The organism is Dermacoccus sp. PE3 (genome assembly GCF_001021715.1).
Lineage (GTDB): Bacteria > Actinomycetota > Actinomycetes > Actinomycetales > Dermatophilaceae > Dermacoccus > Dermacoccus abyssi.
On sequence record NZ_LDCM01000002.1, the window covers coordinates 466,001 to 483,744 of the forward strand.

The 17,744-nt window shown below is 66.3% G+C and carries 20 protein-coding genes and 1 pseudogene; 9 read left to right on the forward strand and 12 right to left on the reverse strand.

Going from position 1 to position 17,744, the window contains the following annotated elements; genetic code table 11:
• Positions 1–55: 55 nt before the first annotated feature.
• Positions 56–913: a DUF4062 domain-containing protein gene (locus AA983_RS07600; RefSeq protein ID WP_047311593.1), complete on the forward strand. Its 858-nt coding sequence runs from the start codon at positions 56–58 to the stop codon at positions 911–913.
• 5 nt (positions 914–918) lie between these two features.
• Here the strand turns inward: AA983_RS07600 and AA983_RS07605 are convergent, their stop codons facing one another.
• The 6 genes and pseudogenes from AA983_RS07605 to AA983_RS15800 all read right to left on the reverse strand — a co-directional run bounded on the left by AA983_RS07605 (position 919) and on the right by AA983_RS15800 (position 5,804).
• Positions 919–2,382, reverse strand: coding sequence for a PrgI family protein (locus tag AA983_RS07605; RefSeq protein WP_047311594.1), 1,464 nt, complete (start codon positions 2,380–2,382; stop codon positions 919–921).
• Positions 2,383–2,388: 6 nt separating this feature from the next.
• A pseudogene (locus AA983_RS07610) lies at positions 2,389–3,731 on the reverse strand (conjugal transfer protein TrbL).
• Positions 3,732–3,759: 28 nt separating this feature from the next.
• Entirely contained in the window at positions 3,760–4,029 is a 270-nt protein-coding gene (locus AA983_RS07615; protein ID WP_047311595.1) for a DUF6112 family protein, read from the reverse strand.
• A 128-nt stretch (positions 4,030–4,157) separates the two neighbouring features.
• Complete coding sequence (locus AA983_RS07620) at positions 4,158–4,424, reverse strand: DUF6112 family protein (RefSeq protein ID WP_047311743.1); 267 nt, start codon at positions 4,422–4,424, stop codon at positions 4,158–4,160.
• A gap of 186 nt (positions 4,425–4,610) precedes the next feature.
• Positions 4,611–5,423 carry an MFS transporter gene (locus AA983_RS15795; RefSeq protein WP_369798773.1) on the reverse strand — a complete coding sequence of 271 codons (813 nt, stop codon included), beginning with the start codon at positions 5,421–5,423 and terminating at the stop codon, positions 4,611–4,613.
• A gap of 9 nt (positions 5,424–5,432) precedes the next feature.
• Positions 5,433–5,804: a hypothetical protein gene (locus AA983_RS15800; RefSeq protein ID WP_231579561.1), complete on the reverse strand. Its 372-nt coding sequence runs from the start codon at positions 5,802–5,804 to the stop codon at positions 5,433–5,435.
• Between the two features lie 83 nt (positions 5,805–5,887).
• Here AA983_RS15800 and AA983_RS07630 point away from each other — a divergent pair, with 83 nt between their 5' ends.
• Positions 5,888–6,502, forward strand: a complete 615-nt coding sequence (locus AA983_RS07630; protein WP_047311596.1) for a TetR/AcrR family transcriptional regulator — start codon at positions 5,888–5,890, stop codon at positions 6,500–6,502.
• A 92-nt stretch (positions 6,503–6,594) separates the two neighbouring features.
• On the opposite strand, the gene AA983_RS07635 is transcribed toward AA983_RS07630, so the two are convergent.
• Both AA983_RS07635 and AA983_RS07640 read right to left on the reverse strand, forming a co-directional pair.
• Positions 6,595–8,223 (reverse strand): M23 family metallopeptidase, encoded by a 1,629-nt coding sequence (locus tag AA983_RS07635; protein ID WP_047311597.1) that lies wholly within the window; start codon positions 8,221–8,223, stop codon positions 6,595–6,597.
• 15 nt (positions 8,224–8,238) lie between these two features.
• On the reverse strand, positions 8,239–8,865 hold the full coding sequence (locus tag AA983_RS07640) for a hypothetical protein (RefSeq protein ID WP_047311598.1): 627 nt from the start codon (positions 8,863–8,865) through the stop codon (positions 8,239–8,241).
• A gap of 131 nt (positions 8,866–8,996) precedes the next feature.
• Between AA983_RS07640 and AA983_RS14800 the strand changes: the two genes are divergently transcribed.
• Entirely contained in the window at positions 8,997–9,398 is a 402-nt protein-coding gene (locus AA983_RS14800; RefSeq protein WP_197078982.1) for a hypothetical protein, read from the forward strand.
• 83 nt (positions 9,399–9,481) lie between these two features.
• Here AA983_RS14800 and AA983_RS07650 read toward each other — a convergent pair whose 3' ends face one another.
• Positions 9,482–10,006: a hypothetical protein gene (locus tag AA983_RS07650; protein ID WP_156170289.1), complete on the reverse strand. Its 525-nt coding sequence runs from the start codon at positions 10,004–10,006 to the stop codon at positions 9,482–9,484.
• Between the two features lie 13 nt (positions 10,007–10,019).
• Positions 10,020–11,123: an XRE family transcriptional regulator gene (locus tag AA983_RS15175; RefSeq protein WP_197078983.1), complete on the reverse strand. Its 1,104-nt coding sequence runs from the start codon at positions 11,121–11,123 to the stop codon at positions 10,020–10,022.
• Between the two features lie 354 nt (positions 11,124–11,477).
• Here AA983_RS15175 and AA983_RS15485 point away from each other — a divergent pair, with 354 nt between their 5' ends.
• Entirely contained in the window at positions 11,478–11,882 is a 405-nt protein-coding gene (locus tag AA983_RS15485; RefSeq protein ID WP_047311600.1) for a hypothetical protein, read from the forward strand.
• A 90-nt stretch (positions 11,883–11,972) separates the two neighbouring features.
• Here the strand turns inward: AA983_RS15485 and AA983_RS07660 are convergent, their stop codons facing one another.
• Positions 11,973–12,482 carry a mycothiol transferase gene (locus AA983_RS07660; protein ID WP_047311601.1) on the reverse strand — a complete coding sequence of 170 codons (510 nt, stop codon included), beginning with the start codon at positions 12,480–12,482 and terminating at the stop codon, positions 11,973–11,975.
• Positions 12,483–12,599: 117 nt separating this feature from the next.
• Between AA983_RS07660 and AA983_RS07665 the strand changes: the two genes are divergently transcribed.
• Positions 12,600–14,054, forward strand: a complete 1,455-nt coding sequence (locus AA983_RS07665) for a sialate:H+ symport family MFS transporter (protein WP_047311602.1) — start codon at positions 12,600–12,602, stop codon at positions 14,052–14,054.
• Between the two features lie 10 nt (positions 14,055–14,064).
• Here AA983_RS07665 and AA983_RS07670 read toward each other — a convergent pair whose 3' ends face one another.
• On the reverse strand, positions 14,065–14,919 hold the full coding sequence (locus AA983_RS07670) for a G1 family glutamic endopeptidase (RefSeq protein WP_047311603.1): 855 nt from the start codon (positions 14,917–14,919) through the stop codon (positions 14,065–14,067).
• A gap of 63 nt (positions 14,920–14,982) precedes the next feature.
• Here AA983_RS07670 and AA983_RS07675 point away from each other — a divergent pair, with 63 nt between their 5' ends.
• From AA983_RS07675 to AA983_RS07690, 4 genes are read left to right on the forward strand one after another with little or no spacing between them, the layout of a single operon-like run.
• The gene (locus AA983_RS07675) at positions 14,983–15,573 is read left to right on the forward strand and encodes a CDP-alcohol phosphatidyltransferase family protein (RefSeq protein WP_047311604.1); all 591 of its coding nucleotides are present in this window, start codon (positions 14,983–14,985) and stop codon (positions 15,571–15,573) included.
• Positions 15,573–16,469 carry a DUF881 domain-containing protein gene (locus AA983_RS07680; protein ID WP_047311605.1) on the forward strand — a complete coding sequence of 299 codons (897 nt, stop codon included), beginning with the start codon at positions 15,573–15,575 and terminating at the stop codon, positions 16,467–16,469. Before AA983_RS07675 ends, AA983_RS07680 begins: the two co-directional genes overlap by 1 nt.
• 29 nt (positions 16,470–16,498) lie before the next feature.
• Positions 16,499–16,831 carry a small basic family protein gene (locus AA983_RS07685; protein ID WP_047311606.1) on the forward strand — a complete coding sequence of 111 codons (333 nt, stop codon included), beginning with the start codon at positions 16,499–16,501 and terminating at the stop codon, positions 16,829–16,831.
• On the forward strand, positions 16,828–17,712 hold the full coding sequence (locus tag AA983_RS07690) for a DUF881 domain-containing protein (protein WP_082128788.1): 885 nt from the start codon (positions 16,828–16,830) through the stop codon (positions 17,710–17,712). The genes AA983_RS07685 and AA983_RS07690 overlap by 4 nt, the downstream gene beginning before the upstream one ends.
• The last annotated feature ends 32 nt before the right edge of the window (positions 17,713–17,744 follow it).

Here is a 17,744-nt window from a genome sequence, read left to right on the forward strand (position 1 = left end):
CCGCGAGGTACGCGACGCGGTGTCGTTGTCAGCGACAAGCCCTAGGCTTGTATCTATGCCGTATGTCGCCACTGTGCTGCGCGTGATGATCGCCTCTCCATCAGATGTGCCCGAGGCGCGCGATGCGGTGGAGAACGCCGTGCATGGCTGGAACGACGCGAACGCCAAAAACAAGCGAGTGATCCTCCAGCCTTGGCGCTGGGAGACCTCAGCCGTTCCCGTGATGGGCGCTCACCCGCAGAAGCTCATCAACGCGCAGGGTGTCGATGACTCCGACATCGTGTTCGCGCTGTTCGGCGGACGACTCGGCTCCCCAACGCCTGACGCCATCTCGGGAACGGCTGAGGAGATCGATCGGGCGCTGGAGCTGGGCAAGCCGGTCCATCTGTATTTCTCGACAGGCTCTCTGCCGAACGACATCGATACTGCGCAGCTCGACGCTCTCCGTGCGTTCAAGAAGGACATGCAAGATCGTGGTCTTCTGGGTGAGTTCAACAACCCCGAGCAGCTCAATCATGAGGTCTGGAAAGCCATCGAACATGACATCGTGGCCCTGAAACTGGATTCGACACCGGCCTTGCCGTCGACGCCGAGCGGAGTGGATTTCTTGGTGCAGCCGCATCAAGAGCGCGAGGTTTCGGGGATGAACTCGAAGGGCGCTCCGCGCTATACGACGAAGCGTTGGCTTGACGTCTCGAACACAGGCTCAGCCGACGCCGAGAACGTAACTTTCGAGGCCATTCACGATGGCTACATGATCTTGATGGGACCGAAGGAACCCACGACGATCCACAAAGGCCAGCGCAGACGCCTGCCAGTGCAGTATGCCGCTGGTGGTTCTGACGGTGCCCTACTCCGTATCCGATGGATTGAGGACGACGAGGACAAGGAGCGCGACTTTCACGTCGGGTAGCTCCGTCACACAATCCGGCACAGCGGCAGCGCCGCCGCCGTGAACGCGGCCGCCTGCTGGCCGACGAGCCTCCGGGTTTCGCAGGACGCCTGGATCGCGGCTTGTTCGATCGCCGCGGTCGCCGCTTCCAGCTCGTCGAGCGTGGGCGCGGAGACGCTGACCAGGCCCGAGACGCGCAGCACTCCGTGCCCGGCGGTCAGGTCGGCTTCTTGTTGGAGCACGTCCTGGTATTCGGCGGTCTGCGCGGCGTCCTCGATCTGCCCCATCCGAGCGCGCTGGGCGGCGTCCGAGATGTGTTCGACCTTCTTCTTGCGGATGTCGCGGGCAGCTTGATCGGAGCGCATCGGGGTGTAGATCAGTGACACCGAGCGTTGGATGCCGGTAGACAGCAGCACCGGTGCGAGAAAGCCCGGATAGACCATCGACCGGGGCCATTCCGATACCCAGAGGACGGCGTGCCAGGCGGAGTCGGTCCGCAGGTTGCCCCAGGTCTCGGTGACCGCGACCGGGCCGGCGGCGGCGAGCTCCTGTCCGAGCCGTCCGTGGCGTTCCAGCGTTGCGGCGACGGCCGGGTCGTAGGCCGAGCGCAGGATCACCGCGACCTGGCCGGGGCCGAGCCAGCCGGACGGGGTCAGGTCCGCTGAGCGCAGCGCCGCGGTGAGTGTCGCCATCTCCTGCCGGAGCACCGCGGCGGCGCCACAGATGCCGCCGCCGGCGGTTCTGATCTGCCGGGCGGCCGCCTTCATGCCAAGGGAGAGGCTGATCGTAGTGGCGTGTCGTTCCCCGGCGGGGCCGGCGCGTTCGAGCAGTTCGGCGTAGGTCTGGGAGGCCCAGGTGTCGTCGGTGGTGCCGTGCTCGGCCCACCACTCGGCCAGTCCGCTGCCGGAGTCGGGCAGGGTGCGTTCGAGCACTTGCAGGGTCGCGATCCGACCCGAGCGGCACACCGTGGCGAGCACACGCCCCCATGAGGTGACCCGGCGCTCCTGCTCGCCGGGGTCGAGCAGCACGAACGCTGGATGCGTGACCTCACAGATCACCGTGAGAGTGCTCTGGTGGGAGTCGTGGATCATGCACGCGCCGGTCTCAGGGTCCAGGTGCTCCCTGAGCCGGGCCATGTCGCCGGGCAATGCCAGGTTCCCGGCCGGTCGTGGCTTGACGACCCTTCGCCGGTAGAGCAGTTGCCCGCCGGTCGTGCGCCACAGCCACCAGAGCGCGACCGGGAGCCATTCGACCATCGGCCTCCCGGCGATGGGCACCCAGGTCAGGACCGCCGCGAGCAGCCACACCGGGGCGGTGTAGGCCAGCAGCATCCCGGCGCCGCCGTAGAACGCGGGCAGCAGCGTCAGCCCGCCAATGCCGAGGGTGATGAGCTGCGCGACCGAGAGCCCCAGCAGCACACCCCGGCGAGCGAGGCGGCTGAACTTCATCGGCGTCAGCTCGCTACCGGGCACATTCTGTTCCGTCGGCATGGCCGGTCACTCCTTGCCATTCTGCGGTGGGTCAGACTTGGGAGGTGCAGGGGTCCGCGGCTGCGGTGCGGAGGGCGGCGGGGGCGTCTTCGAGGGTGCGGTGTCACCACCGCCCTGGCCCTCGGCGCCGCTCGCGGCGGTCTCCGCTTGGCCCGCGATGGCCTGGCCAGCCTTCGGCCCGGCCTCAGCAGCGCCCTTGGCGACCTGTGCTCCGACGACGACCGCTGCGGCCGGTCCCGCGGCAGCACTTGCTCCCGCCCCGGCGACGCCCCCGGTACCTGCGCCTGCCCCCCGGCACTAGCACCGCCGCCTGCGGCCGCCGCGGGAGCCTTGGGCGGGGGTGCTGCTCCCGACCCGCCGGAACCGCCGTCCTTCGGGTCATCAAGTACCTTCTTGGGGTCGCCGCCGCCCTGCGGCTTTGACGGGATCGGAATCGGCCGGTTGAGCGCGTTCTTGGCCTCCTGCTCGGTGCCCATCTGCTGGTATCGGTCGAACCCGATGAACGACACGAAGCGGTAGACCATGTACGGAGCGAAGGCCGCGATGCCCAGGAGGACGATGCCGGCGATCGGCTCGGTGACTGCGGCGATGTCCACCTCGATCGGGGTCGCGATCTGCGTGATTGCCAGCAGGAAGATGACGACGAGGACGAGCTTGGACACGATGAGCGCGATCACGAACGCCGCCCATTTCCCGATCCACCCTTTCGTGGCGTCCCAGGACGCGCCGGCGAACGCGATTGGTGCCAGCACCACGCCGACCAGCAGCAGCGCCTTGCGGATCAGCAGGCTGAACCAGACGATCGCGACGGCGGCGATCATCAGCCCAGCCAGGAAGATTGTGACGATCGCGCCGACGCCGGGCGCGGCGATGTTGATGCCGCTCAGGCCGGCGGCGAGCAGGATGATCTTGTCGCCCATCTTGCCGGTGGTCTCACCGGACGCCTGGATGATGCCAATGCAGAGCTGGTCCACGATTTCTAGCGCGAGCGCGGTGAGCGTGATGACGACGAACGCACCGAGCACCGATTTTGCCGCGCCGAGCGCGGCGCGGGACAGCGCGGTCGGGTCTCGGCGGATCAGCCCGGTGATGAGTTGCAGGCAGAAGAAGATGAGGTCGAGGAAGACCCCGATGCCGAAGATCAGGTTGTAGACGCTGGTGAACCCGTCCGTTTGGACATCGACCAGCGTGGTCGTGTCGAACACAGCCCACATCGCCTCGATCAGCCAGCCGGCCGCGCCGCCCATCGCCTGGGCGAGCCAGTCGAACGGGGCCGCCACGACCGTCGCGGCGGCCTCGCCGGCCACGTTGCAGACGGTCGAAATCACGGGAACATCGCAGATACCCATCACGAATCTCCCGCTGTGACCGGCAGCCCTATACGGCCTGGCCGACGTTCCAGAAGAAGTTCACGAGCGTCACCGCCGCGCCGCAGATCACCGCGGCACCGCAGGAGATGAGGACGCCCAGCTTGCCCCTGCTCGCGAGGTGCGGATTTGAACTGTTGGCACCGTAGGCCCACACGATCGCCGACACGATTAGGGCCAGTACGGAGAGGATGAGGCCGACCGTCATCACGGCACCGACGATGGTGCGGAGCTGTTCAATGCCGGGCAGGCCGGAACTGTTGGGGTCAATGTCAATCACGGCGGTTACTCCCTCGCTGGGCGGATGGCTTGTGGCGGCGAGGTGGGCCGTAGAGCGACTGGACACCCGGCCGGCGCGTCAGGGCATGAGAAAGGCCCACCGGCGGGCGGGCCTTCACTCGGCGAGAGTCAGAGCTGGTTGCCGAGGGCGATGAGCCAGTTCACCCACGCGACCCCTGCGCCGGGGAGCGCGGCGGCACCGGCGCCCACCAGCACCCCGACACTGCCCTTGGAGGCAAGAGAGTGATTGCCGTGGGAGGCGCCTAGCGCCCAGCAGATCACCGAGACGATGACCATGAGCACCGCGACGATCAGCACGATCGTCAGCAGGGCACCGATGACCTGTTTCAGATCACCGATGCCGCCGAGTCCGTCGAAGTCAGGGAAAACGTCCATCATGCGCCCACGGATGGAGTCTGATGTTGGCGCTCGACCACCGGTGTGAGCCGACTGTTCATGTCCCTCAGGTGTGCCGTGCGGTTCAGCACAAGACGTGCCGCCCTCACGCGATGAGTCGGGCTTCGGTGGCAGAGCGGGCCGACAACGCAGTGTGAGCGACTTACCGGGCGCGCATGGGCCAGGTCAGGTCCCGGGCGCGGCTGGCCGGATGAGTGCGCCGAGTGCGGCGATCGCGGCCGCTGCCATGAAGGCGATGAGTGGCTCGGTGTTCTCGGAGAGGATTCCGATGACCGGGGCGCCGGCGGCCTGGCCGAGCGCGATGATGAGGAACGCGGATCCGACTCCGGCTGCGGGGGCTTGGTGGTAGACCTTGGTTCCCCAGATCAGAAGTAGTCCGGTCAAGGCGATGTAGGCGGCTCCGAAGGCTGCCGAGGCTGGCCACGCGACTGCCGGGATGCCGGGATATGCGGCGAGCAGAGCTGTTGCTGTCGCCATGATGAGCATCGTCGCGGTCCAGCTTGCTCTGATGCCGAGGCGGCTGAGGTCTCCGGCTGCCGCGCCGAGTACTACGAAAACCCCAAGGACGATCCACGCGATGGACGAGGCGGACTCACTCATTCCGCCGGCGGTGATGAGCACATCGCGACCGAACGTCCATATGGCGGAGCTGCCTGCTCCCATCAGCGCGGCCGCGGTGACCAGCCGGCCGCTGCCGGGCGGCAGTAGCGGGCGGGGGAACACAGCGTCGGGGCGGCCCGTGCGGAAGCGGTTCGTCGGTCCGGATGGCACCGCACAGGCAGCCCAGATGGTGACCAGGGCGCAGATGACAGCGAACACGATCCACGCGGTTCGCCAGTGTTCATGGGTGATGAGCGCGATCGGGCCGACAATGGCGACGCCGACGCCGGTACCGGCGTTGATCACCGTTTGCGTGCGGTCACGGATCTGCGCCCGCACGGTGTGAGCGACAACGTGGGCCAGGGGCGGCGAGGCGATGCCGGTGCTCTATCCGGCGATGAGCACACCGATCATGAGAACTCCGGCATTGGGCGCCGCGGCGACGACAAGCACCCCGACGGTGGCGATGACCCCGGCTGCAGCGGCGACCGCACGTCCGCCGAACCGCGGAGTGAGGACCGTGGCGACGACGATCGCGAGACAGTAGATGACGTAGGAGCCGGAGCCGATCGCCCCGGCCGCGCCCGCACCCAGGTCGAACTCCGCACGGAAGGCCGGCACAAACAGTCCATAAGCGAAGCGAGCCAGTCCGTAGCAGACCGCGATCAAGGCCAGGCCCGCGCACGTCAGCTGCAACGTCCGGCCTTGACTGAGCGGGTTGGTCTCGTTCTGTTGTGCCTGCGCATCCTGCTGGGGCATCGATTCTCCCATCTCACAGATCTGTGAACCTCTATTCACCGTACGTATACTGATGTGTGAAGTCAATGTCGTCAGGAGTTCCCATGAAGGCCGAGGACATCCCCTCAGAAGCGCTGAGCCCACCGCCGCTGACTGCGGGCGCACGGCGCATCGTGGACGCGGCTTCCGAGTTGTTCTACCGGTATGGAATCCATGCCGTCGGCGTCGACACGATCGCGGCGAAGTCCGGCGTCACCAAGCGCACCCTGTACGACCGATTCGGATCCAAGGACCAGCTCATCGCTGTCTACCTCCAGCTCCGGCATCACCGCTGGTGGGAGCGGATGGAGCGTCGTGTGGAGCAGCAGCCGGAGTCTGCGGTTCTCGCGTTCTTCGATTCCTACTTCGAGGACGCGGAGGCGTCCGACCGCGGATGCGCCTTCATCAATGCCGCCGCGGAACTGTCTGCCAATCACCCTGCCCGCCGGGTGGTCCGTGCCCACAAGAGAGCCGTACTCGACCGACTGGCCGAGCTGCTGACGACCGAGACCGGGTCGCGCGAGGAAGCGATAGCAATCGCCGAGGAGATCTACCTGCTACTCGAGGGTGCGATCACACACCACGGGATCGACGACGACACCCGACTCGTCACACGAGCACGCGAGATCACTGCACGCCTGATCCACGACCACGCTCCGCATAGGAGCGCTCACGCATAACACCGCGCCATCGCTCGAACAGTCGCGAAGCAGCAGCTACGTCAGTCATGAAAGCGGGGAACGTCAACGGCGTCTTGTGGAGACCGTAGGCCTCACGCTGTGACCGTGATGTGCAAGTGGTCGTAGTGGCCGCCGGTCACGTTGTTGGGGTCGTGCATCCCGCCGCCGTTGTAGGGTCGCCAGCCTTCGGCGTCGCGGGCGAGGGACCAGATCGTGCCCTGCCAGATGAGGTACTTGATGCCGAAGGACTCGGCGTGGTTCTTGATCCAGCTCGCGAGCCGCCATCCGTTCTCGAGTTGCGCGGGCGTCGGACGCGTACCGATCCGGTTTACGAAGGTGATGTCGCACGCCCTGCCCAGCGGATGCTCCGACCTCGTGCCGGGCCGAGGTGAGTAACAGGCCCAGGAGGTGTCGGGGAACGCGGCACGGGCCTGGGCCATGACGTGTGCCATCCGCGCGGTGATCCGCCCGTCGCTGGTGGGGTCATCGACCATCTGATTGGGGTCGCCGCCCAGCGGGGCGGGATCGCCCGGCGTGCCGCCGGTCGCGTCGCATCCGTCCGGGCTGCCCAAGCTGGCTTCGGGCAGGTCTGCGGCGTTGTGGTCGTTGAGCCACTTCGCCGCGTCAACTGCGTCGCCGTTGGTGCCGCCCGGCCTGACCTCGAAGTGCAGATGCGGTCCGGTGGAGTTGCCTGAGCTGCCGACGTCGCCGATGTGCTGGCCTGCGACTACTCGGTCGCCGGGTGAGGCGTGGATGCCGTGCTCCCACATATGGGCGTAGGCGGTCGCCACGGTTGCGCCGTCGATCTGGTGCTCGATGACGATCAGGCCGCCGTACCCGCCGCTGAACTCGGCCACGGTCACGGTGCCGTCTGCCGCTGCCAGGATCGGCGTGCCGTCCGGTGCGGCGAAGTCGGTGCCGGTGTGGAATGAGGGCTCGCCGGTGATCGGGTGGATGCGTGGCCCGAACTCGCTCGTGAGCACCCACGTCCCGTCGGGGAGCGGGAACACCACGCGAGCGGACTGAGCTACTGGCCCCGCAGCGACTACGACGTTCGCCGGTCCGCCCTCGCCGGCGCCGCCGGTGAGGGCGTCGAGGACGGCTTCTGCGACCGGCTCATAGTTGCGGTAGCGGTCAGGATAGGCGGATATTTCAACGGCTTGGGCAGCCTCGCCGGGGTCCATCTGCTCCCAGCCCGGTATGTCAAGCAACCCGCGCGGCGAGGGGAAGTTCGGTCCGTCCGGCCCGCCGAAGAATGCCCGCGCCTGGTACTGCGGGTCCATCAGCTCCGCGACGGTGCCCCAGCCCGACTGCGGCCGCATCTGGAACAGCCCCAGGCTGTCGTGATCTGACCCGTTGCCGTCGTTAGGGTACGAAGCGCTCTCGGGATAGGCGCCGGTGTTTGCCAGCATCCGCAGGGTGCTCTCGGTGAGCGCGGCCATCAGTGCGATCTTGACTCCGGGCCGGCCGACGCCCTCGATCCCGCCGCCGATGGCGATGATCGTGGCCGCGTGCGTGAGCTGGGTCTTGTTCAGCGTGAACGTCGTGCCGTCGGCGGTCGTGACCGTGAGCGAGTCCGGGACGTTCCCGACCGTGATGCTGCCTCCGGGGACGGCGCAGTTCGCGGCAGCTGGGTTCATCAGGACGCCGATGGCTAGCAGGATGCTGGCCGGTCCGAACAGCACGAACGCGAGCCCGAGAATGAGGAGCTTCTTGACCACGACGATCCCTCCGGGCTATCGGAGAGGGTTGTCGAGCTGCGAGAGGCGCAGCACATGACACAGGCCGGCGCGGAACTGCGGTGCTGGCGGAGGGCAGGCCAGGAACACAGTGAAGCCCACCGAGTGCTCCGAAGTCACCGGCTCGCCGTTCCAGACACCCTCGCGGTGACGAGTGCCCTCGATCGTGACCGCGGTGGCACCGGACGGAAGCTGGCCGGGCTGCGCCTGCTCGACCGCCTGATCCCACGCCTCCGGCACGAAAGAGTTGTCGATCGTGAGGTGCTGGATGGTGGCGTACTTGCGCAGCTCGATCCACGCCTCACGCGTGGGCAGGTAGCCGCCGATGTCGGAGACGAGGCCGGCCTGCTCGTGACCGGACGGGTCCCCGACCTCCAGGATCGCCGCGGTATAGTCCAGCGGCATCAGCGCGGAGCCGGTATCCCAGGAGAACAGCACCGTCGCGACGTTGCGGGCGAACTCATCCGGGTCGTGCGAGGGAAGCACCCGCGGCGGCCGCTGACTGCTGGGCTCGGACTCTCCCGGAGCGCTGAGGCTCGGAGCCGGACCAGACACGCGATCGGTGGGCTGTTGTGGGCCGGTGACAAACCCGTAGACGCCGACGCTGATCAGGAGCAGCAGCACTCGACCTTGCCGAGGCCGAGGCTGCCGACAGCGTCGCGAGTCTGAATCGTCTGCTCTCGGACGAAGACGAAGCGTCCGCTGAACTCCAGGCGACCACACTCACCAGTGAGCTTCCGGACATCAATCCGGAGTTGCAGGGTCGTTGGCGTGGTGCCCTATTCTCGCTGAACCCGAGCAACGCTGACGCGGCTCGGCACTTCTGCACCAGCGCTCGTGAGATGCTTACCTCGATCCTGGATGCTGAGGCGCCCGATGCTGCGGTGATCGCCGCAGACACAAACTACGTCAAGACGCCGAACGGCGGCGTCTCGCGCCGAGCGAAGATCCACTACTGCCTCGACCGCAGCGGAAACGCGCTCACCGAGATGGTCGAGTTCGTTGACGCTGACATCGACGGCGTCATTGCCCTGTTTGACGACTTCAACCATGGAACTCACGGCGCGCCGGGCCGCTTCGCGATGACTGAGCTCGTCGTGCTCAAGGAGCGCGTCGAGAAGGCGGTCAAGTTCATCCACCGCCTTGTCCGGACATAGGCGGTAGCCAGTGAGAGTCCTCAATCGCATCCTCGGCCGCGGCGCGCAAGAGCGGGGAACCTACGCTCTTCCTCCGTGGCTATCTACGGAAGTAGTTCTTGCTCGTACGCCCAGGTGAACAGGCTTTCACCGGATTCGATCGGTAGGTACATTCCTGTGGCGAGCAAATCGTCAACAATCTTTGAGACGAGACTCCGGTCGCGGCCGAGGACGGTCTTGTACGCTTCGACGACGATCCAAAGAGTGTCGATACTTTGGACCTCGCGAGCGTCGGCTTGTGCGACGGCCTCGCGCTCATCCAGGACCGCAATGAGGCTACGGTGTTGCGCGCAAGCTATGACTGCGCACTCGCCGAGGTGCTCGTACGGCCCGCCGCCGAGATCGGCCTTTACCAGGAGCTTTGTCCATTCTTCGTCTTCGGTGAGCACGGCCAACTCGGCCCAGGCGACAGCGGCGACTGCGTGAATGTCTGAATAGCCCGTGCGACCGTTCTCGATTTCCGTGTTTACATCAGTTGGGACGAGGATGACACCGCCAGGCGCGAGCTCTTCGAGAAGATCGCTGTGGCCAGCCCGGCATAGGTGAGTGTATGCGCTGGTGTCGATCACCCACTGGGGATGATCAGTCATCGTGACCTACGAATGACCGATGGAGATCCTCCATTGAGACATTGCGTTTAGGAAGTTGATCTGCCGCAAGCGTCCCGCGCAATAGTTCTAGAGAGCGCGCACTCGTGAGTCGTCCAGCTGCGTATTGGTTGAGTATCGCAGTTGTGAACGATGGGGATAGATATGGAGCGCTGAACTCATCAATCCAGGTAAGGCCCAGCCTGAGATAGTCTCCATAGCTTGGCTCGTTCTCGCTGAGGGAACGATGCTGTCCATAAGCAATCAACTCAAGGTTTCGTAGCTGACTGATGGTCGCTGACCAACTCAGTCGGAACATGGCCCCGACCGCTAACGCTCGATCACGAGGCGCCCATGAGTGATGTTCGTCCCAGACGCGCATTACGCCCGCTCGGGGAGCAAGAAAGTGAATCGCAAAGGAGTTGATCATGCGTTCGCTACTGATCGACGCCTCTGAGTCGTATGCATCGCCGAAGAGCCAGTGTCCGAGTTCGTGTGCCAGCGTCATGCGTCGTCGTCCAGCTGGCACATCGCCATTTAGTACGGTGGCACCCACTGTGCCCGCATCGCCTTCGACTTCGACACAGCCCCCGTCGGCACCTTGCTCCCCGAGGGACGCCGAGAACGTATACATACCCAAGGCTTCGCAAGTTTGGCCGAGATCGGCGATCGGCCCGGAGCCAAGCGACGCTTGTGCCCGAATCGAGGCGGCAGTGCTCTCTGCCTCGGCATGGTCCCGGGGAGCGCGGCGGACGACCCTCTCTGGCGCCGGCAACAGACCGCGTCCCACGAGACCTCGAACGTCTGAAGAAAACTGCTCAAGCTCCACGTCTAGCTGCCGCGTGGTCGCATGGGCATGTGTGGTGTCGCTTCGGCGGCTGACAACTGCGGGAACTGGCTCCGCGACGAAGTAGGAAAGAGGGCGGCCGAGGACTGCAGCGATCTGCACTAGCTCGGGGACGTTCAGTTTCCGATCGCCCTTCTCAAGACGGGAGATCGCTGAGCGGTCCAACTCGACGGCCCGGCCCAGCCCATCCTGAGTCATTCCTGCGTCCTCGCGAGCTTGTGCAACCCGTCGTCCGAGCGATGCCGTGTCCATGTGTGTGATTATCGCACATGCCGCTGGCACGGTCCCTAAACGGTTCAGCATTCGAGCAGCGGCTGGACCTGCCCTGCCGATGCAGCCTTGCTCGGTGACCTCAGGGTCCCAGCAGTAGGGACTGCGGGGGACCAGAAGGGGACCAGAATCATGCAAACCAAGCATCTCGTGACGTGCTCTGCATGATCCGAACCCCGGAATCACGCGGATCTCAGCCTCGGCGAAGCCATCCTGACGCCTGGGGGTCAAGGGGTCGCAGGTTCAAATCCTGTCAGCCCGACAGACCAGCGGGAGGGATCGCATCGTGCGATCCCTCCCGCTTTTTCGTGCTCGTTTCGCAGGACGCGGTGAGAGTTGCTCGCTGCGGGACGCGAGATCCACGCCGCGGCTTTCGGCGAGCGCCTGCAGCTTCTCCATGTCGTCGGTCTGGATGCACACGGTCGCCCGCAGACCGGAATCCTCGCGACGCAGGAGGTAGGAGGGGTTGCTGTCCGTGAGGGTGTCCCCGTTCGCGTCGAGGAACGTCCAGCGGACAGCGACGAGGACGAGGAGGTCACTGAAAGGGCGCTCGTCGACGATCTCGTACCCCAGCGATGCGAGACCGAGCTGTTTGTAGACCGGATAGGACTGCTCGACCCTGACACCATCGCGTCCCGGGAGTCGAGGACGCCGGAGAACCGATCGTCCACGATCGTGCCCGGTGTCGCCCACAGGTCCGCTGAGGCCCCGGCGTCGAAATTCGTGAGCGCCGCCGCGTAGCGACCGAAGTAGTCGTCGCTGTCCTGGCTGCTGATGGTCATGTTTCGACGATCCGTGCGCTGACGACCGGGCGTCGCGTCGAAAGGCGGCTCACTGGAAGGCGGAATCCTTCATGCCTGCAAGGTAGCTCGCCTGGCCGACGTGCTGCAGCGCGTCCTCGCTGACGCTCACCAGGCGGGCGCCGCGGGTGACCGGCGGATCCCAGTTCTCGTCGACGACGTCGTCGAGGTCCGCGTCCGTCAGGGTGTCGAGGTAGGCCACGTGCGCCGCCGTCACGGCCTCGAGGTGATCGACCAGGGCGTTCGCGTCGTTCACCACGAGGGCTCGCGTCTGCTCGGGGGAGTCGCCGTACCCCATCGCGTCCTCACCGCGATCGACTCCGAGTTTCTCCGCCCAGCCCCCTCGCGTCCACTCCTGTTGTTCGCCCGAGAGCTGCGCGACCTGCACGTCGATCTCTCGAGCTGCATGCCACAACAGCCACGCGATCGAGTTGTCGTGCCCCGGGTGAGCGTTGAGTCGCTCGGCCGGAACGTCCCGCAGGGAACCCGCCACCTCCGCGGCTCGTCCCGCCAGATCCTTGAGTACCTCGATGCCGTTCATGCTTCGAGCCTAACGCTCGGCCGGCACCGTGCCCAGAGCGAATTCAGCCTGCGGCGCATCGAATCTCTATAAGGTGCCGGAGAAGGTTGAGCAGCAGAACCGGGTGAGGAGGCACACATGAACGCGGCCATCGTGCCCTGGTATCGCGAGGTCAGCCCGACGCAGTGGAAGTCCTTCTGGGCCGCGTGGCTCGGGTACCTGCTCGACGGTTTCGACTTCGTCATCATCACGCTCGTCCTCACCGAGGTGGCCGACGACTTCGACCTCAACGGCGTCCAGGCCGCCACCCTCATCAGCGCGGCGTTCGTCTCCCGCTGGTTCGGAGGTCTCGTGCTCGGCGCCATCGCCGACACCCTCGGACGCCGTGACGCCATGGTGCTCGCCATCGTCACGTTCTCCCTCGGTTCACTGTTGTGTGCCGTCTCCACCGGCTACGTCATGATGTTCGCCGCACGCCTTCTCATCGGCTTCGGCATGGCGGGGGAGTATTCCGCGAGCGCCACCTACGTCATCGAGTCGTGGCCGCAGCACCTGCGTAACAAGGCCAGCGCCTTCCTCATCAGCGGCTTTTCCATCGGTGGAGTGCTGGTCGCTCAGGTCTACCGCTTCGTCGTGCCCGCGTGGGGCTGGCGAGCGCTGTTCGCCATCGGTCTCGTGCCGATCGTGCTCGCCCTCTGGCTGCGCCGTGGTCTGCCCGAACCGGAGGACTTCCGTCGGGCGAAGGACTCCGGTCGGGTGGACGCAACGCCCGACATGTTCACGACGCTGTACCGCGGCCCGCACCGCATTCTCAACGTCCTCCTCACCCTGGCGACGTTCGCGATTCTCCTCGCCATCTTCGGCGGTTACGTCCACGGCGCAGCGATCATCACCCCAATGTCCGTCTTCATCACGGCAGTCTTCGTCTGGTTCCTCGTGCAGTTCGAGCCTCTGCGCTGGCCCACCGCCGTTGCCGTGACGGTCGTGGTCTTCACCGTGTTCTTCTTCGCCTGGCCCGTCACGGCCCTGCTGCCGACCTACCTCAAGACCGACCTCGGTCTCTCGCCCGGAGAAGTCAGCGACATCCTCTTCTGGAGCGGATTCGGTACGGCTTTCGGTGCGATCCTGGCCGGTTTCACCGGAGACCGTTTCGGCACCACCCGTGCCTACTGGGGCAGCCTGCTCATTTCCCTACCCTTGCTGTGGCCGATCTTCACGCTGACCTCGGACCACGCGCTCCTCATCGGGTTCCTGCTGTTCGTCCAGCAGTGCTTCGGCGCCGGCGTCGGCGGCCTCGTGCCCAAGTGGATGGTGAGCTGGTTCTCCATCGAGAAGCGCGCTGCAGCGCTCGGCTTCACCTACAACGTCGGCGCGCTCGGTGGAGCCGTGTCGCCCGTCGTCGGAGCCGCGCTCGCGGAGACGATGTCGCTCGGTCGAGCGATCATCGTGCTCTCCGCGTCGTTCACGGGCATCGTCATCCTGCTCGTCGCCATGAAGTTCCCGCTGCGGCTCCAGCAACTGCTCAAGCCCTCGGCGGTCCGCGCGGACGACGGCGACGACACCATCCGCCGGATCGAACCCCAGGCGGGCTGAACCGGCAGCGTCAGGCCGCGCGCTTGAACGTCACCGGGAAGCCGTTGCCGCTCGCCGACCACGCGCCCGGCGATGCGAGCAGGTTGCCGTTGAACATCGAGATGCGCGTGTTGGCCATCTTCTTCGGCACCCGCGTGCCCGAGGCATCGGTGACGCTGAGCTGACGGAACGAGACCGTGCCCGTGTTCGCGAGGGCGAGCGGGCGTCCGTCGGCGCGGCTCGGGCGTTCGAGCACGAACTCGGCAACGCCCTTCGGCGTGCTCGTGGCGCGGGAGGCCACGACACAGCGCTGGAGGCGCTCGTTGCACAGCGTGAAGTAGGCACGGCTGTCCCGCGCCGACCAGCGCACCGCGACCCGGACAGGGTCACCGGGAGAGACGGGCAGATTCGTGATGCGTTCCTGCGAGCGCTGAGGGAACGTCTCGACCCACAGGTAGTAGTCGTTCTTCCACTTCGAGCACTTGCCCGCCCTGAGGGCGACACACTTCGAGTCGTGCTCCGTTCCGGCCTGAATGAGCTGGCCCTGTGCACGGTTTCCGCCGCCGAGGCCCACCCACATGTTCGAGTAGCCGTCACGTCCGGGCCACGACGCCTTCGGTACCGTCCACGAACCCCGGGCCTGCGTCGGGTTCTTCGCCGCAACCTGGTAGCCGGCCCAGTTCTCGTACAGGGCGTTCGACGCGGCCCGCAGGCCGGTGGCGGTCGTCGTCGCGGCGCTCGCGGGGGCAGAAGCCTCAGCGGGTGATTGCGCGGACGCCGGCGCCGTCAGGGAGGCGGCGGCCACGCTCAGGCAGGCGAGCGCGGTGAACAGGGTGTTGCGTGCGGCGGACATGAGCTCCTCGGGGTCGGTGCAGTACGGCTCCATGTTAGGGGCCGCGGGCTCGACGGTAGGTGCGCGCCGCGCGGGGCCATCGCCTAGTCTTGGCCTGTGACGACCGCTGAACCGGAGCTTTCGAGCCGCATCTGGACGGTGCCGAACGTGCTGTCCTTCCTGCGGCTCGTCGGTGTTCCGGCGTTCGTCTGGCTGATCCTTTCGGAGTGGGACAAGACGGCCCTCGTCGTCCTCATGGTGGCGGGGTTCACCGATTACCTCGATGGCAAGATCGCCCGCAAGTTCGACATGCAGTCGCGTCTCGGAGCCATCCTCGACCCGATGGCTGACCGGCTCTACATCGTCGCGACGATCGTCTGCCTCGCGATGCGTGGAATCCTGCCGATGTGGGTGGTGCTCGCCCTGGTTCTGCGCGAAGTCTTCATCCTCACGATGGCGCCCACCGTCCGCCGGCACAACCTGCCGCTGCCGCCGGTGCACTTCATCGGCAAGGCGGCCACCTTCAACCTTCTGTACGCCTTCCCCCTTCTCCTGCTCGCCGAGATCGAGGGCGCTGCCGGTGACCTGGCGCGCCCGGCCGCCTGGGCCTTCGTCCTGTGGGGCGTGTGCCTGTACTGGCTCGCCGGCCTGCTGTACGCCGTCCAGGTGCGCGAGATGCTGAAGGCCGTTCGCGCGCGGGCGGTGTGATGGCACCGCACCGACTCATCCGACGCAAGCCGCGCTCGCCGGGAACGACGCGCGAGGTACGTGTCCAGGACCCGGCCGCGAGCATGGCGCTCATCTTCGACGCCATGAAGCGGCCGATCGACCCCCTCTACGAAGACGTGGCCCGCAAGCGCGAGGCAATGGGTGAGGGGCTGGTTCGTCGTCCGGGCCGTTCGCCGCTGCTCGTCGTGATGGTCATCGCCCTCGGCTTCCTTCTCGGCGCGGCGGCCCATGCCCTGCGAGTGCCGGATTCGGTGCAAGCCGATCGTCACGCGCAACTCGTGGAACAGGTCGAGGCGAAACAGAAGGCGAACGACGACTCCGCCGCCGAGGTGGAGGCACTACGCACGGAACTGGACTCGAACCGTTCGTCAGCGTTGACCCGCCAGGAGCGCTCGAACCTGAGCGCCGACCTCACGGCCGGTGAGCGCACCGCTGGAGCGGCCGCCGTCAGCGGGCCCGGGCTCACCGTCGTCATCGAGAACCCCGAGGACGCCGAGCCCGACGCAGCCGACAGCGATCCGCGCACCGGTGAGGACGAGAACGCTCTCACCTCGAGCGATCTGCAGCACGTCATCAACGGTCTGTGGTCCTCGGGGGCGACCGCCGTCAGCGTCAACGGTCAGCGCATCACATCACTCAGCGCGGTGCGCTTCGCCGGCTCGGCCATCCTCGTCAACTACCGTCCGCTCGCGACGCCGTACACCGTCACCGCGATCGGTCCGAGCGACATGCAGAACAAGTTCGAGAGCGGGTTCTCGGGGGACTACCTCACGTCGCTGCGGAAGTCGGATTTCACCATCTCCACCTCCCGTGGCAACGTCACGGTGCCTGCGCAAGGAACCATCCGTATCGCCCACGCTCAGCCGGTGCGCTGACTTCGCCCTTCCCCTCGTTAGGAGCTGACGTGATTCCCGCCATCGGCCTCGTGATCGGCCTCGTGCTCGGCCTGTGGCTGCACCCCGACGTTCCGTTGTGGATGCAGCCGTACCTGCCGATCGCCGTCATCGCCGCGCTCGATGCGCTGTTCGGCGGTATCCGTGCAGCCCTCGACGGATTGTTCGACGACAAGGTTTTCGTCGTCTCGTTCCTGTCGAACGTCGTCGTCGCCGCGTTCATCGTGTTCCTCGGCGACCAACTGGGTGTCGGTAACCAGCTGTCCACCGGCGTCGTGGTCGTGCTCGGCCTGCGCATCTTCACCAACGTCGCTTCGATCCGCCGACACGTGTTCAAGGCATGAGCAAGAAGCAGAAGAAGACGCCCGAGGCGCCAGACCTCGACGCACCGACCGAAATCGACCCCGCTGAGGCGTCGTCGGAGCCGGCCGAGGACGCGGCGTTGCCGGGGGAGAAGCACGTTCCTGAGGAAGGCGCCGAGACCTCCCCGTCGATCGCGACCTCGGCTGAGCAGTCCGACGCGACGCCCGATGACGGGCACGAGGCTCCCGCCCAACCCTGGCGACGCTACGCCTTCGGAGGTCCGCGTTCCCTCGCGGGCGGTCTGACGGCGGCGGTGCTCGCCCTGGGCCTCGGCTTCGCTGTCATGACGCAGGTGCAGCAGAACGAGAAGTCCGGCCTCGACAACCTCTCGCAGGCCGACCTCGTGGCGCTCCTGGGCAACGTCAACGACCAGTCCGCGCGCCTGGAGAAGGAATTCGACGACCTCACGACGAGCAAGGAACAGCTCGCTCGCGGCGGAGACCGGGCAGCCGTGGCCGACGCGCAGAAGCGTCTCGACCAACTCGCCATCCTCAACGGAACGGTGCAGGTGAAGGGCCCCGGCATCATCATCGAGGTCGATTCCGCCGGCGGCGACGTCACAGCGGCCAACATCCTCGACGCCGTCCAGGAGCTACGCGACGCCGGCGCCGAGTCCATCGATGTCGGTGGCAACCGCATCGTCGCGTCGTCCTGGTTCACCGACGTGGACGGCCGCCCGAGCGTCGAAGGCCGAAGCCTGCCGGAGAAGTTCACGATCAGCGCCATCGGCGATCCGCACACCATGAGCACCGCGATGGCCATTCCGGGCGGTGTGACCGATACGCTGACACAAGCAGGCGCTCGCGTTAAGGTCTCCGAGGAAACCTCGATGCAGATCACCTCGCTGCACCGAAGAGACTGACCAGACGCCTGCTCACCGACCGACTCGAGGAG